Origin of the sequence: Saccharothrix saharensis (genome assembly GCF_006716745.1) — a bacterium.
Lineage (GTDB): Bacteria > Actinomycetota > Actinomycetes > Mycobacteriales > Pseudonocardiaceae > Actinosynnema > Actinosynnema saharense.
The window spans coordinates 6,291,353-6,305,656 of record NZ_VFPP01000001.1 but is presented as its reverse complement, the minus strand read 5'-3'; the positions used below and the strand labels follow the sequence as shown (position 1 = coordinate 6,305,656).

Annotated in this window: 13 protein-coding genes; 6 read left to right on the top strand and 7 right to left on the bottom strand. The window is 71.9% G+C overall.

Going from position 1 to position 14,304, the window contains the following annotated elements; translation table 11 throughout:
• Positions 1–93: 93 nt before the first annotated feature.
• The 3 genes from FHX81_RS28620 to allB all read right to left on the bottom strand — a co-directional run bounded on the left by FHX81_RS28620 (position 94) and on the right by allB (position 4,057).
• Entirely contained in the window at positions 94–1,629 is a 1,536-nt protein-coding gene (locus tag FHX81_RS28620) for an alpha/beta hydrolase (RefSeq protein WP_141981130.1), read from the bottom strand.
• A 125-nt stretch (positions 1,630–1,754) separates the two neighbouring features.
• Positions 1,755–2,753, bottom strand: coding sequence for an allantoicase (gene alc, locus FHX81_RS28615; protein ID WP_141981129.1), 999 nt, complete (start codon positions 2,751–2,753; stop codon positions 1,755–1,757).
• Complete coding sequence (gene allB / locus FHX81_RS28610; RefSeq protein ID WP_141981128.1) at positions 2,750–4,057, bottom strand: allantoinase AllB; 1,308 nt, start codon at positions 4,055–4,057, stop codon at positions 2,750–2,752. The genes alc and allB overlap by 4 nt, the downstream gene beginning before the upstream one ends.
• A 194-nt stretch (positions 4,058–4,251) precedes the next feature.
• Here allB and uraD point away from each other — a divergent pair, with 194 nt between their 5' ends.
• Genes uraD through pucL form a run of 3 tightly spaced genes read left to right on the top strand, consistent with a single transcriptional unit; the run spans position 4,252 to position 5,909 of the window.
• Positions 4,252–4,737, top strand: a complete 486-nt coding sequence (uraD, locus tag FHX81_RS28605) for a 2-oxo-4-hydroxy-4-carboxy-5-ureidoimidazoline decarboxylase (RefSeq protein ID WP_246108011.1) — start codon at positions 4,252–4,254, stop codon at positions 4,735–4,737.
• A complete protein-coding gene (locus FHX81_RS28600) occupies positions 4,734–5,027 on the top strand; it encodes a hydroxyisourate hydrolase (RefSeq protein ID WP_141981126.1) in 294 nt (97 codons plus the stop codon). Before uraD ends, FHX81_RS28600 begins: the two co-directional genes overlap by 4 nt.
• 3 nt (positions 5,028–5,030) lie before the next feature.
• A complete protein-coding gene (gene pucL / locus FHX81_RS28595; protein WP_141981125.1) occupies positions 5,031–5,909 on the top strand; it encodes a factor-independent urate hydroxylase in 879 nt (292 codons plus the stop codon).
• Positions 5,910–5,913: 4 nt separating this feature from the next.
• Here pucL and FHX81_RS28590 read toward each other — a convergent pair whose 3' ends face one another.
• The 3 genes from FHX81_RS28590 to aceB all read right to left on the bottom strand — a co-directional run bounded on the left by FHX81_RS28590 (position 5,914) and on the right by aceB (position 9,178).
• On the bottom strand, positions 5,914–6,372 hold the full coding sequence (locus FHX81_RS28590) for an Imm1 family immunity protein (RefSeq protein WP_141981124.1): 459 nt from the start codon (positions 6,370–6,372) through the stop codon (positions 5,914–5,916).
• A gap of 75 nt (positions 6,373–6,447) precedes the next feature.
• The gene (locus tag FHX81_RS28585; protein WP_141981123.1) at positions 6,448–7,644 is read right to left on the bottom strand and encodes a DUF6986 family protein; all 1,197 of its coding nucleotides are present in this window, start codon (positions 7,642–7,644) and stop codon (positions 6,448–6,450) included.
• A gap of 1 nt (position 7,645) precedes the next feature.
• The gene (gene aceB / locus FHX81_RS28580) at positions 7,646–9,178 is read right to left on the bottom strand and encodes a malate synthase A (protein WP_141981122.1); all 1,533 of its coding nucleotides are present in this window, start codon (positions 9,176–9,178) and stop codon (positions 7,646–7,648) included.
• 85 nt (positions 9,179–9,263) lie between these two features.
• Here aceB and FHX81_RS28575 point away from each other — a divergent pair, with 85 nt between their 5' ends.
• Positions 9,264–10,016 carry an IclR family transcriptional regulator gene (locus tag FHX81_RS28575; RefSeq protein WP_141981121.1) on the top strand — a complete coding sequence of 251 codons (753 nt, stop codon included), beginning with the start codon at positions 9,264–9,266 and terminating at the stop codon, positions 10,014–10,016.
• Positions 10,017–10,154: 138 nt separating this feature from the next.
• On the opposite strand, the gene ftsY is transcribed toward FHX81_RS28575, so the two are convergent.
• Positions 10,155–11,489, bottom strand: a complete 1,335-nt coding sequence (ftsY, locus tag FHX81_RS28570) for a signal recognition particle-docking protein FtsY (RefSeq protein WP_141981120.1) — start codon at positions 11,487–11,489, stop codon at positions 10,155–10,157.
• A 114-nt stretch (positions 11,490–11,603) separates the two neighbouring features.
• On the opposite strand from ftsY, the gene FHX81_RS28565 reads away from it, so the two are divergent.
• Both FHX81_RS28565 and FHX81_RS28560 read left to right on the top strand, forming a co-directional pair.
• Positions 11,604–12,758 (top strand): anhydro-N-acetylmuramic acid kinase, encoded by a 1,155-nt coding sequence (locus FHX81_RS28565; RefSeq protein WP_141981119.1) that lies wholly within the window; start codon positions 11,604–11,606, stop codon positions 12,756–12,758.
• Positions 12,745–14,304, top strand: coding sequence for a sodium:solute symporter (locus FHX81_RS28560; RefSeq protein ID WP_141981118.1), 1,560 nt, complete (start codon positions 12,745–12,747; stop codon positions 14,302–14,304). The genes FHX81_RS28565 and FHX81_RS28560 overlap by 14 nt, the downstream gene beginning before the upstream one ends.

Sequence of the window (14,304 nt, the reverse complement as noted above, 5' to 3'; positions counted from 1 at the left end):
TCCCGCGCAGGCCCCGGCGACGCTCGGTCACCGGCTGTCGGACGCGGGCCGGGCCGCCCCACCCCGTGGTCGGGGGACGGCCCGGCTCCAGGGTTACCTCAGCCAACCCGGGATGGCCTGGGTCGGCCCCGCCGGCCGCGGTGCGGCGTCCGGGGACGCGACCGACTGCGGCGCGGGCTCGACCGCCGCGCAGCGCGCTCCGGGACGCGGCGTCTTCAGGTTGATCAGGTAGTCGTCCGTCGCGCCGCGGGTGCAGTCGCTGCGGTCGTAGACGCCGTGGCCCCAGCCCTCGTAGGTCAGCAGGACCGTGGTGTCGCGGCTCTGCCGGTGGGCGTTGACCGCCCACTCGTACCCGGTGGCGGGGTCGTGCAGCGCGTTCAGCATCAGGATCTTCGGCGCGTCCTCGATCTCCAGCCGGTGCTGCGGGTTGTTCACCCGCTCGGGCAGGCCGACGCAGCCCGCCATCGCGGTGTGCCCGAGCGCCGAGCCGCGCATGTGCGGCGCGAGCTGCCGCGCCCGGTCGACCAGGGCGGAGAACTGGCGGTGGTCCTTGACGCGGATCGCCCAGTCCTGGCAGAACACGGCCGGGAACGGGTTGCGCGCGGTCTCCTCGGCGGCGAAGGACTTCGCGGGCGTGCCCGCGCCGAGCTCGACCAGGAAGTCGGAGAGCTGCTGCCACTCCGGCCCGTAGAACGCGCCGAACGCGACGCCGATGACGTCGTCGGCGGTCACTTGGCGGGTCGGGTCGAACGGGTCGGTGATCTCGCCCCGGTCCGCGCGGGCCAGCAGGTCGTCCCAGGCCTTGGCCACGTCCTGGCCGTGCAGCGCGCACGACTCGGTGCGGTCGCACCACTTCACGAACTCGCGGAACGAGTCCTCGGCGGTCTCGGCCTCGGTCTCGGTGAACCGCCACGTGCCCAGGCTGTGGTCCATGTTCGAGTCGATCACCATGGCGCGGATGTGGCGGCCGAACCGCTCGGCGTACTGCTGGCCGATGAGCGTGCCGTAGGACAGGCCGTAGTAGTTGATCTTGCGCTCGCCGAGGGCCTTGCGCAGCGCGTCGACGTCCCTGATGACCGCGCCGGTGTCGGCGTGGTCGTAGATCGGGCCGCTGTGCTCGCGGCAGTCGGCGGCCAGCTCGCGGTTGTACGCGGCGAGCGCGTCGAACTCCCGCTGGTCGGTCGGGTGGACCGACGGCTGGGCGCGCAGCACCTCGACCGAGCACCGGACGGGTTGGCTGCGGGCGACGCCACGCGGGTCGAACCCGATGATGTCGAAGCGCTGCCGCACCTCGGGGCTGAAGTAGCCGTCCGCCCCCAGGGCGAAGTTCACGCCGGAGCCGCCCGGACCACCCGGGTTGACGACCATGACCCCGATCCGCTCGGCCGGGTCGGTGGCCTTGCGGCGGGCCACGGCGAGGTCGAACCGCTCGCCGCGCGGGTTCGCCCAGTCGATCGGCAGGCTCAGCGTGCCGCACTCCACCTCGGCCAGTTCCGGGCACGGCCGCCAGTCGATCCGACCCGCCCCCAGCGCCTCCGGCTCCGTCTCGGCCGACGCCACCGACGTCGTGCCCGCTGCGAGCGCCAGCGCGGTCGCCACACCGCCGAGCGCCCTCATGATCGGTCGCACAGGTTCCTCCCTAGTTCCTGTTCACCCAATCGGGTTTCCGCAGGCTTCCAGGGCGGTCGAACGCGCCACAACCGACTGAAGTCGCACCTGTGATCAGCCCAAGGGCTGACAACCTCGCCGCCCGGTCAACGCACGTCCTGGTAGCGCTCGGTGATCACCCTGAGGCCGTCCGGGGTCAAGCCACCGAACAGCCGCAGCCGTGCCATCCCGCCGTCCGGGTAGATGTCGAGCCGCGCGTGCGTGGCCTCGGGGACGTGCTCGAGTCGGAAGCGGTGGCGGGTGTCGGGCTGCAACCGGGTGCGCGGCAGCACGTCGAACTCCGCACCCGTCCGCGCGTCACGGCCCCGCACGGACGCCCAGCCCGGCGCGTTGCCCTTGAAGTGGCTGGTGTCCAGCTCGGCCAGCCGGATGACGCCCGGCGCGGCCAGCTCCACCTCGACCCAGTCGTTGCCGTCGTCACGGCGGCGCGCGGTCTCCCAACCCTCGCCCATCACGGTCGCCTGGCCGGGCGCGATGAGGTTGCCCGGCGCGCCGTAGAACATGTCGCTGCACCCGGTGACCCGCGCGCCGTGCTCCAGCGCGGCCAGGTCCAGCGCGTCCGGCAGGATCAGGTCGGGGTCGGCGACCGGGCTCCCGTGCACCCGCAGCCTGGCCACCCCGCCGTCCGGGTAGATGGTCAGCCGCACGTGCGTGTAGCGGCGGCGCGCGGACACCGCGAAGTAGTGCTTGCGGTCGCCGCCCAGCGGCGACTTGGGCACCACGGTCTCCCAGCCGGACAGCTCGTCGGGCGCCGGGTGACCCGACGCGGAGGTCGCCTCGACCGAGGCGAACGGCGGGAAGTTGCCGGTGAAGAACGCGGTGTCGACCACGACACCGTCGATCACGCCGGCCATGCCCAGCCGGACGACCGCCCGGTCCTCGCCGCTCTCCCGCCTGCGGCGCGTCTCCCAGCCGTCGTAGACCTGGCCCTTGTGCCCGAACGTGTAGGTCCGGAACCCCGGCTCGGGCCTGCGGATCAGGTTCTCGCGCTCGGCGAACGACTCGTCGTTGGCCCACACCACGCTGCCGCCCACCGTCCGGCACGCCAGGTCGGGCAGTCGGGTCCAGCCGGGGACTTCCGTCATGCGTCTCCTCTGTCCTGGTTCCGGGTCAGCAACCGGCCGCGCGGCCGGCCGTCGACGGGCCGACCGCGCAGCCACGTCTGCCGCACCACGCCCGCCAGCGGCCGGCCGTGGTACGGCGTCACGGGGTTGCGGTGGCGCAGCGCGGCGCGGTCGACCACGAACGCCTCGTCCGGGGCGAAGACGCAGAAGTCGGCGTCCGCGCCCGGCGCGATGCGGCCCTTCGCGGTCAGGCCGACCAGGTCGGCCGGGTTGGCCGCCATCCACCGGACCACGTCGGTCAGCGCGTGGCCGCGCTGCCTGGCCTGCGTCCACACCGCGGGCAGGCCGAGCTGGAGGCTCGCGATGCCGCCCCACGCGGTGGCGAAGTCGCCCCGCTTCAGCTCCGGGGTGCACGGCGAGTGGTCGGTGACGACGAGGTCGATCAGGCCCTCGCGCAACGCGTGCCAGAGCTGCTCGCGGTTGGCCGCGTCGCGGATCGGGGGGCAGCACTTGAACTCCGTCGCCGTGTCGCCGATCTCCTCCGCCACGAACGTCAGGTAGTGCGGGCACGTCTCGGCGGTCACCCGCAGCCCCAGCTCCTTGGCGGTGCGCACCTGCCGCAGGGCCTCTCCGCTGGACAGGTGCAGCACGTGCAGCCTGGCCCCGGTCTCGTTGGCCAGGTCCACCACGGTGGTGACGGCGTGCGTCTCGGCGCGGTGCGGCCGGGAGTCGAGGAACGCGCGGTAGCCGGGGCCGGGCTCGGTGACCTCGTGCGGGTCCTCCGCGTGCACGATCGTCAGCGCGTCACGGGACCGCAGCCTGCTCAGCGCGGTCCGCAGCTCGTCCTCGGTGACGTGCGGGAACTCGTCCACGCCCGAGTGGACCAGGAAGCACTTGAAGCCGAACACGCCCGCGTCGTGCAGCGCCTCCAGGTCGTCCGGGTTGGTCGGCACGATGCCGCCCCAGAAGCCGACGTCGACGTGCACGCGACCGCGGGCCGCGTCCTGCTTGGCCCGCAACGCCTCGACCGTGGTCGTGGGCGGCAGGCTGTTGAGCGGCATGTCGACGATCGTGGTGACGCCACCGGCAGCCGCCGCCCCGGTGGCGGTCTCGAAGCCCTCCCACTCGTCCCGGCCCGGGTCGTTGACGTGGACGTGCGTGTCGACCAGGCCGGGGAGCAGGACCTCGTCGTCGGCGAGCACCACGACCGTCTCCGCGTCCAGGTGGTCGGCGACGGCGACGATCCGGCCGTCCGCGACGCCGACGTCGGCGCGGCGTTCACCGTCGGGCGTGACGACTCGGGCAGCGCGCAGCACCAGCTCCATGCCGGTCACTCTCCCAGCCGGTCGACGGCGATGCGACCGCCCGGACGGCGCAGGGGCAGCGGCGTCGCGGCCGAGGTCGGCGTGCGCGGGCAGCTCTCGGATGGTGGCGCGAGACTTGTTGACAGGCTCGGAGGGCACTCGTACCGTCCCTCCTTGCGGAAATGGGATTCCGCGATACAGAAAAGGGAGCCTCGGTGCCCGATCTGGAAGGGTTCAACTCCGCGCCCCCGGCCGAGCTCCGGCCCCTGCTCACCGCATGCCTCGCCGTGCCCCGCTGGGTCGACGCGCTGCTGGCCGGCCGGCCCTACGCCGACGTGGACGAGCTGCTCGCCGCCTCCGACCGCCACGCCGAGCTGACCGACGACGAGGTGCGCGCCGCCATCGCGGGCCACCCCCGCATCGGCGAGCGGGCCGCGGGCAGCGGGGTGTCGGCGAAGTGGTCGGCCGACGAGCAGTCCGGTGTCGACACGTCGCTCGCCGACCGGCTGCACGCCGCCAACGCCGCCTACGAGGACCGGTTCGGGCACATCTACCTGGTGTGCGCGACGGGGATGAGCGGCGAGCGGGTGCTGGCCGACGTCACGTCCCGGATGGCCAACCCGCCGGACGTGGAGCTGCGCGTGGTCAACCGGGAGCTGGCCGGGATCGCGGCGCTGAGGTTGAGGAAGGTGCTGGCATGACGACGCTGTCCACCCACGTGCTGGACGCCGAGGCGGGCCGCCCGCGCGTCGCCGTCCCGGTCCGGTTGGAGCGCGACGGCGAGGTGCTGGCCGAGGGCGTCACCGACGACGACGGCCGGCTGCGGTTCGCGCGGGACCTGGCGCCCGGCGTGCACCGGCTGGTGTTCGAGGTCGACACGCCGTTCTACCCGGAGGTCACCGTCGCGTTCCGGGTCACCGGCGACCCGCCGCACCTGCACGTGCCGATCCTGCTGAGCCCGTTCGCGTTCACGACCTACCGAGGGAGCTGACCGATGGCCATCGTCCTGGGGCCCAACCAGTACGGGAAGGCGGAGAACCGCCTCGTCACCGTCACCCGCGACGGCGCCGTGCACGCGATCAAGGACCTCACGGTCAGCACCTCGTTGCGCGGCGACCTGGCGGACACCCACCTGACCGGCGACAACTCGAAGGTGCTGGCGACCGACACGCAGAAGAACACCGTGTACGCGTTCGCCAAGCAGGCGCCGGTCGGCGAGATCGAGGACTTCGCGCTGCGACTGGGCCGCCACTTCGTCTCGACGCAGGAGGCGATCACGGGCGCGCGAGTGCTCGTCGACGAGCACTCCTGGCAGCGGATCGAGGGCCACGACCACTCGTTCGTCCAGGGGGGCAACGAGAAGCGCACGACCGCCGTGACGGTCGACGGTGAACGCGCGTGGGTGGTGTCGGGCGTGCAGGACGTGGTCGTGCTCAAGTCGACGGGTTCGGAGTTCCACGGCTTCCCGCGCGACGAGTACACGACGCTGCAGGAGACCGACGACCGCATCCTGGCCACGTCGGTCACGGCGCGGTGGCGCTACCAGGGCTCCGACATCGACTGGGCGGCGAGCTTCACCGAGATCCGGCGGCTGCTGCTGGCGACGTTCGCGGCCAAGCACAGCCTGTCGTTGCAGCAGACCCTGTACGCGATGGGCGAGGCGGTGCTGCGGGCCCGGCCGGAGGTGGCGGAGGTGCGGCTGTCGATGCCGAACAAGCACCACTTCGCGGTGGACCTGTCGCCGTTCGGGCTGGAGAACGACAACGAGGTGTTCTACGCCGCCGACCGGCCGTACGGGCTGATCGAGGGCTCCGTGCTGCGCGACGACGCGGAGGACGCCGGTTCCGCCTGGTACTCGCTGCCGACGTTCTGAGCGGTCACTTCTTGTGCAGCGCCATGCGTTGCAGCCGCCACGCGTGGAACAGGTCGGCCTCCTCGTACCAGTCCACGATCGTCGGCCGGCGGGCGGTGAACATGAACTCCAGCAGGATCTCCCGGTACGTCGTCAGCGGCACGCCCACGCCCGGCGGGAAGTCGGTGTACGTCTCGTCCACGTACGGCGCGTCCGGCTCGCCCTTCGGCCAGCCGGTGAACTCGTCGTCCACGTAGTTGAGGTAGCCCCACCGGCCGCGCACGGCGAGCACGAGGTTGTGGTCGCTCTCCCCTTCCGCGTCGGGCGCGCGGGCGAAGTGCTCCAGCATCCCGTCATTGCACTCGGGCCGCGCCAAGGCGGCGATGAGCACGTCCACGTCCGCCGCGCACGCCACCACCTGGTAGCGGAACTCGGCCCGCTCCAAGTCCGGCAGCCCGGTCCACAACCCGGCCCGCATGGTCATGAACACACACTGGCCGGTGCCGCCGGTTTCGGCCTTTCGCTGATCCGAGAATCACCCCATCAAGCGATGCCAAGATCACTCTCTTCTGGCTAGAGCCCGCAATTCGGTCACGGTGAGTCCCGTCGCACGGCCGATTTCATCCTCGTCCAGGGCACCGCAGTCCAAGGCGCGCAGGAACGACATCGACAACGCCTGGGCCGTCGCGGGCTCGTCCAGCACGGAACCGCCCGCCCGCGACGCGTACGCCCGCAGCCGGCGGGCGTCGGCCTCCACGCCTTCGAGGTGGAACGCGTGCACGGCCGCGTACCGCGTCACGAGCTGCGCCGGGTGCAGGTCCCAGCCCTGGTGGAAGCCGTGCGCCAACGACCGCCGCACCAGCCGGTAGTGCGTGCGCCAACCCCCGTGCACGTCCTCGCCCACCGGCAGCACGTTCGTGGAACCGTCGGACAGCGCGACGCCCGTGCCCGCCGCGGACACCTGCATGACGTTGCGGGCGAAGTCGCACGCGCCGTGCGCGAGGTGCTGGTGCGCCGCGCCCAGGCCGCAGCCCGCCGTGTAGTCGTACGTGCCGAAGTGCAGCCCCGTCACCCGGCCGCGGCCCGCCTCGATGAACCGCGGCAGCGCCAGCCTGCCCTCGGTGTCCACGATCGACCGCGTCGTCTCCACCTGGATCTCGAACCGCAGCGGCAGCCCGAACAGGTCCAGCACGTCACCCAGCACCTCGACCTGCGCGACCGACGTGACCTTCGGGAACGTGATCACGAAACCCCCGGGCGCCCCGCCCAGCGCGGTGAGGAACACGTCCAGCGTCCGGATGCCGCGCTCCCGCAGGGCCCTGGTGTCGAACGACTTCATCCGCAGCCCGAACCGCGGCGGTGCGGTGCCGTCGCGCAGCCAGTCCCGCACCACCAGCGCGGTGCGTTCGGCGTCACCGTCCTCCTCCGCGTCGGACCGGACGCCGTAGCCGTCCTCGAAGTCGATCCGCAGGTCCTCCACGGGTTCGGCGGCCAGCTTCGCCCGCACCCGCTCGTCCACGGCCCGCGCGACCTCCGGCGCGAGGCCGAGCACGTCACCCAGGCCGTCCGGCGCGTGCTCGGCCAGTGCCGCAAGCGCTTGCGCGCCCCACGCGGCGGGCGTGGACGCGCTCACGCGGTCGGCCGGCACGTAGCACGTGTGCACGGGCTGGCGGCCCTCCGGCGCGCGCAGCTCCACATCGGACAGCCGCGCGGTGACCGCCCGCACCGCCTCGGCCGACAACGACGTCCGCGGCACGTCAGCCGATCCGCTCGTAGGCGGGCAGGGTCAGGAAGTCCACGAACTCGTCGGCGAGCGCGACCTGCTCGAACAGCTCCACGGCCAGGTCCAGGTGCTCGCCGTCCAGCTCCTCCCGCACCTGCGCCAGCACTCCGCGCACCAGTTCGGCGGTGACCGGCGTGCCATCCTCCAGCACGACGCCGTTGTGCACCCACTGCCACAGCTGCGACCGGGAGATCTCGGCGGTCGCGGCGTCCTCCATCAGGTTGTGGATGGCCGCCGCGCCGTTGCCTCCCAACCACGACAGCAGGTACCGCACGCCGACGTCCACCGCCGACTCCACACCCGCCCGGGTCGCGCCGCCGCCCGCCGACGTGAAGTCCAGCAACTGCTCCGCCGTGACGGACACCTCCGGCCGCAACTCGTCGAGCTGGTTGGGCTTGTCCCAGAGCTTCTGGTCGAAGATCTCGGCGCACACCGGCACCAGGTCCGGGTGTGCCACCCAGGAGCCGTCGAAGCCGTCGCCCGCCTCGCGGCGCTTGTCGTCACGCACCTTCGCCAGCGCGTTGCGGGTCACCTCGGGGTCGCGCCGGTTGGGGATGAACGCGGCCATGCCGCCGATCGCGAACGCGCCGCGCTTGTGGCACGTGCGCACCAAGAGCTCGGTGTAGGCGCGCATGAACGGCACGGTCATCGTGATGGCGTTGCGGTCGGGCAGCACGGCGTCCGGACCCGCGTCGCGGAAGTACTTGATGATGCTGAACAGGTAGTCCCAGCGGCCCGCGTTCAGGCCGGACGCGTGGTCGCGCAGCTCGTAGAGGATCTCGTCCATCTCGAACGCGGCCGGGATCGTCTCGATCAGCACCGTCGCGCGGATCGTGCCGTGCGGCACGCCGAGCCGTTGCTGCGCCGCGGTGAAGACGTCGTTCCAGAGCCGCGCTTCGAGGTGGCTCTCCATCTTCGGCAGGTAGTAGTAGGGCCGGCCCAGCTCGGCGTTGTGGAAGAAGTGCAGGCCGAAGTCGACCAACGCGCCCACGGCGGGCTTGCCGTCGATCTCGAGGTGCCGCTCGGGCAGGTGCCAGCCGCGCGGCCGGACCACGATCGCCGGGCGGGCCACGTCGTCGCGCAGGGCGTAGCGCTTGCCCTCCGGGGAGGTGTGCTCGATCGTGCCGCGGGCCGCGTCATAGAGGTTGACCTGACCGGAGACGACGTTGCGCCAGTGCGGGGTGTTGGCGTCCTCCAGGTCGGCCAGCCACACCTTCGCGCCCGAGTTCAGCGCGTTGATCGTCATCTTGCGCTCGGTGGGCCCGGTGATCTCCACCCGCCGGTCGCGCAGCGGCTCGGGCGCTTCGGCGACCCGCCAGTCGCCGTCGCGCACCGCTCGCGTCCCGGGCAGGAAGCCGAGCGGGCGGCGGTGCGCGCGTCGGGCGACCAGGTCGTCCCGGGTGGCGGCGAAGTCGCGGTGCAGGCCCGCCACGAACTCCAGCGCGTCCGGCGTGAGGATCTCGTCGCCGCGTTCCACTTCGCCCCCGAGGACGCGAACACCGGACATGGAAGCCCACCTCGTTCCGAGTCGGTTTTCTACTTCGCGGACTATAGTTTTCACCAGACGGAACGGCAACGAAGGAGTGGTGTCGGTGGCACGGGAGTCCACGGGCGGCGTCCAGTCGCTCCAACGCGCCTTCGACCTGCTCGAACGCCTGGCCGACGCGGGTGGCGAGGCGAGCCTGTCCGAGCTGGCCGCCGTCTCCGGGCTGCCGCTGCCGACCATCCACCGGCTGATCCGCACCCTCGTCACGCTGGGGTACGTGCGGCAGAACAGCAACCGCCGCTACACGCTCGGGTCCCGGCTGATCCGGCTCGGCGAGAGCGCGTCGCGGCAGTTCGGCACGTGGGCGCGACCGTTCCTGGCGCGGTTGGTGGACCAGGTGGAGGAGACCGCGAACCTGGCCGTGCTGGACGGTGACGAGGTGGTGTACGTGGCGCAGGTGCCGTCACGGCACTCGATGCGGATGTTCACCGAGGTGGGTCGCCGGCTGCTGCCGCACGGCACGGGCGTGGGCAAGGCGATGCTGTCCCAGCTGCCGCGCGACGAGGTGCGCGCCCTGCTGGCCCGCACGGGCATGCCCGCCTACACCCCGAACACCATCACCGACCCGGACGAGTTCGTGGCGTCACTGGACCGGATCGCCGAGCGGGGTTACGCCCTCGACGAGAGCGAGCAGGAGCTGGGCGTCCGCTGCGTCGCCGTGCCGCTGCACGGCGCGCCGACCCTGGCCGCCATCTCCGTGTCGGGCCCGGACAGCCGCCTGACCACGGACTCGCTGTCCCGCATCGTCCCCGCCGTCCTCGCCACCGCCACCCGCCTCACCACCTCCACCCCCGCGTGAGTCGAACGCTCAGGTCCCGCGTGTCGAACGCTCAGGACCCCCGAGTTCCACGTCCAGGTCACACGAGTGCGTACCTGAGCGTTGAATTCGGGGGTCCTGAAGGTTCGACTCTCGGGACCTGAGCGTTCGACTCTCGGGTCAGGAGAGGAGGGCGTCGACGAAGGCGGTCGGTTCGAAGGGGGCCAGGTGGTCGGCGCCCTCGCCCAGGCCGACCAGCTTCACGGGGACGCCCAGCTCGCGTTGGACCTGGAACACGATGCCGCCCTTGGCGGTGCCGTCCAGCTTGGTCAGCACGATGCCGGTCACGTCGACGACCTCGGCGAACACCCGCGCCTGGGTCAGGCCGTTCTGCCCGGTGGTGGCGTCGAGCACGAGGAGCACCTCGTCCACCTCCGCCTGCTTCTCCACCACGCGCTTGACCTTGCCCAGCTCGTCCATCAGGCCGGTCTTGGTGTGCAGCCGGCCCGCGGTGTCGATCAGCACGGTGTCCACGCCGGCCGCGACGCCCTGCTTCACCGCCTCGAACGCCACCGACGCCGGGTCGGCGCCCTCGGCACCGCGCACGGTCGACGCGCCGACCCGCGAGCCCCACGTCTCCAACTGGTCGGCCGCCGCCGCGCGGAACGTGTCCGCCGCACCCAGCAGCACGGTCCGGCCGTCGGCCACCAGCACGCGCGCCAGCTTGCCCGTCGTCGTGGTCTTGCCGACGCCGTTCACCCCGACCACCAGCACGACGGCCGGCTTCACGCCGCCGGAGCCGTTGACGTGCGGCAGCGCGTTCACCGCGCGGGCCATCTCCGGGTGCAGCGCGTCGACCAGCACGTCCCGCAGCAACGCCCGCGCGTCGTCGGACGTGCGCACACCGCGCGCCACGATCTGCTCCCGCAGCGCCGCGACGATCTGGTCCGTGATCGCCGCACCCAGGTCGGCCATCAGCAACGTGTCCTCGATGTCGGTCCACGAGTCCTCGTCGAGGTCACCCGCGCCGAGCAGCCCCAGCAGGCCCTGCCCGAACGTCGAGCGCGACCGCGACAGCCGCCCGCGCAGCCGCTCCAACCGCCCGGAGGTCGGCTCGATCTCCTCGATCTCGGAGGCTTCCTCGGGCAGGTCGACCTCGACGAACCCGCGCTTGACCGAGTCGCGCGGCACGGCCGCGTCGTCGCCGACGCCCGGCTGCCCGTCGACCTCGGTGCGGTCCGCGACCGGGTGCTCGACGGGTTCGACCGGCGCCGGAGCGGGTGACGCCCCGGCGCGCTCCACCGGCTCGGCCGGTCTGGTCGGTTCGGCCACCGGCGGCGCGGGCGCGTTGAACGTGATCGCACCACCGGCCTGGTACCCCTTGGCGGGCTTGTCCTGCTCGGGCTCGGTGAGGCTGATCCGCCGGCGTCGCGCCAGCACGACGCCCGTCACGAGGGCGACCGCGAGCAGTGCCGCGACGACGACGATGATCCAGATCAGGGACGTGGTGGACACGGCGCAATCCTCGCACGCCACCCAATGTTGACGATCGACGAACCAGATTGATTTCCGGCAACTTTCCAACGAACACTCTTGCGCAGGCGTTCAGTGTGGAATAGACCACAGGGCGTGAGGGTGATCGGGCTCATCTCCGGCACGTCGATGGACGCCATCGACGTGGCCGTGGCCGACCTGTCCATCGACGGCCGGACCGTCGTGCTGACCCCCGTGGAGCACGCCGAGCACCCGTTCCCCGAGGACCTGCGCAGGCCACCGACCAGCGCGGCCGAGCTGTGCGCGCTCGACACCCGGCTCGGCCGGGCGTTCGCCGAGGTCGCCTCCCGCTACCGGGGTGACCTGGTCTCGTCGCTCGGCCAGACCGTGCACCACTGGGTCGAGGACGGCCGCTGCTTGGGCACGCTCCAGCTCGGCCAGCCCGCGTGGATAGCCGAAGCCACCGGCCTGCCGGTGGTGGCCGACCTGCGGGTCCGCGACGTCGCCGCGGGTGGTCACGGCGCGCCGCTGGCGAGCACGCTGGACGCCCTCTGGCTGGCCGACTTCGACGGACCGGCCACCGCGCTGAACATCGGCGGCATCGCCAACGTCACCAAGGTCTCACCCGGAGGTGTGGTCGCCTACGACACCGGACCGGGCAACGCGCTCATGGACGCCGCGATGACCGTGCTGTCCGGCGGGCTGCGCAACCAGGACACCGACGGCGAGTTCGCCCGCCGCGGCCGGGTGCGCGCGGACCTGCTCGACCGCCTGCTGGCCGACCCGTACTACGCGCTGCCCGCACCGAAGTCCACCGGCAAGGAGCACTTCAACAGCGCCTACCTGGACCGCGTCACCGAGGGCCTCACGATGCCCGCCGAAGACCTGCTGGCCACGCTCACCGAGCTGACCGCGCGCACGATCGCCGCCGAGTGCGAGGGCACCGTGATCGGCTCGGGCGGCGGCATGCGCAACCCCGCGCTGGTCGAATCGCTGAGCCGCCGCGTGGACCTGCGCACCAGCGACGAACTGGGACTGCCCGCCGCGGGCAAGGAGGCGTACCTCGCCGCCCTGCTGGGCTTCCTGACCTGGCACGGCCTGCCCGCGAACGTGCCGTCCGCCACCGGTGCCGCCGGTCCGCGCCCGCTGGGGTCGATCACCCCCGGCCGCTACCCGCTGCGCCTGCCCGAGCCCGTGATCACCGCCGTGACGGGATTGACGATCGGCCGCCGTGAGAGGCAGTCAGGCCAACGGTGCCGGGAAGATGGGAGAGGCCATGCGCGCACTTGACGTCGGCATCATCGTGCTGTTCCTGGTGGGCATGCCGCTGCTGGGCGTGTGGATCGCCGGGCGGCAGCGCTCCGCCACCGACTACTTCGTCAGCGAGCGCCGCATCTCGTGGTGGGTCGTGTGCGTGTCCGTGGTGTCGGCGGAGACGTCCACGCTCACCGTGCTGAGCGTGCCGACGGTCGCCTACCTGGGCACGATGACGTTCCTGTCGCTGGCCATCGGCTACCTGATCGGCCGGATCGTGGTGTCGTTCGTGCTGCTGCCGAAGTACATCGCGGGCGAGCTGATCACCGCGTACGGGTTCCTCGGCAAGCGGTTCGGGCGCAACATCCGGAGCACGGCGTCGGTGACGTTCCTCGTCACGCGGCTGCTCGCGGACGGCCTGCGGCTGTTCGCCACCGCCATCCCGATCAAGGTCGTGCTCGTCGCGTACGGCGTGGACGTGTCGTACTGGGTGATCGTGGCGGCGCTGGGCGTCGCGATGGTCGTCTACAGCTTCCTCGGCGGCGTGCGGGCCGTGGTGTGGGTCGACGCGATCCAGATGCTCTGGTACGTCGTCGGCGCGTTCGCGGTGATCCTGGTGCTCAACGGCAAGCTGCCCGACGGGTGGTTCGCGGGTGCCGCCGAGGCGGGCAAGTTCCAGGTCCTCGACTTCAGCGCCAGCCCGCTCACCTCGCCGTACGCGATCGTCGTCGCGTTCGTCGGCGGCGCGGTGCTGTCCATGGCCTCGCACGGCGCGGACCAGTTGATCGTGCAGCGGCTGATGGCCACGAAGGACGTGCGCTCGGCGCAGAAGGCGCTGATCGCCAGCGGTGTGGTGGTGTTCCTCCAGTTCGCGCTGTTCCTGTTCATCGGCGTGATGCTGTGGGCGTTCTACGAGGCGGCCAACCCGGTCAAGGACCTCGGGCTCAACAACAACGACGAGCTGTTCGCCAACTTCATCGTCAACGACATGCCGTCCGGGCTGTCCGGGTTCGTGATCGCGGGCATCCTGGCGGCGGCGCTGTCGTCGTCGTTGGGCGCGCTGGCGTCCTCGACCGTCACGGACGTCGTGCAGCGCGTGGTGCGGCGGCCGATGAGCGAGGCCGAGGTGTTCAAGCAGGGTCGGATCTGGACGGTGGTGTGGGCCGGCCTGCTGATCGTGTGCGCCGGGCTGTTCGCCACGCTGACCCGGCGCGGCAACCCGATCGTCGAGCAGGGCCTGTCGATCGCCGGGTTCACCTACGGCGCGCTGCTCGGCGCGTTCCTGCTCGGCCTGGTGTTCCGCAAGGCCAAGGAACTCGACGCGATCGTGGCGTTCGCCGTCACGGTGGTCGTGATGGCCTTCGTGATCCTGGGCGTGAAGTTCGTCGGTCCGGACGCGAGCCTGGCGATCGACTTCTCACCGGCCGCGCCGGCCCAGAAGATCGTGTCCCTGGCCTACCCGTGGTACACGGTGCTGGGTGTGGTGGTCACGCTGGTCGTCGGCGGGTTGATGTCGTTGCGGCACAAGGGCTACCAGCCGCCGGACGTGCAGGACGACGCGGTGTCGGCCAAGGCGGCGTAA

Excerpts from the sequence above, each read along its gene's own strand:
- alc (WP_141981129.1), bottom strand. The coding sequence starts at position 2,753 with ATGACGGAAGTCCCCGGCTGGACCCGACTGCCCGACCTGGCGTGCCGG.
- allB (WP_141981128.1), bottom strand. The coding sequence starts at position 4,057 with ATGGAGCTGGTGCTGCGCGCTGCCCGAGTCGTCACGCCCGACGGTGAA.
- FHX81_RS28600 (WP_141981126.1), top strand. The coding sequence starts at position 4,734 with ATGACGACGCTGTCCACCCACGTGCTGGACGCCGAGGCGGGCCGCCCG.
- pucL (WP_141981125.1), top strand. The coding sequence starts at position 5,031 with ATGGCCATCGTCCTGGGGCCCAACCAGTACGGGAAGGCGGAGAACCGC.
- FHX81_RS28590 (WP_141981124.1), bottom strand. The coding sequence starts at position 6,372 with ATGACCATGCGGGCCGGGTTGTGGACCGGGCTGCCGGACTTGGAGCGG.
- aceB (WP_141981122.1), bottom strand. The coding sequence starts at position 9,178 with ATGTCCGGTGTTCGCGTCCTCGGGGGCGAAGTGGAACGCGGCGACGAG.
- FHX81_RS28560 (WP_141981118.1), top strand. The coding sequence starts at position 12,745 with ATGCGCGCACTTGACGTCGGCATCATCGTGCTGTTCCTGGTGGGCATG.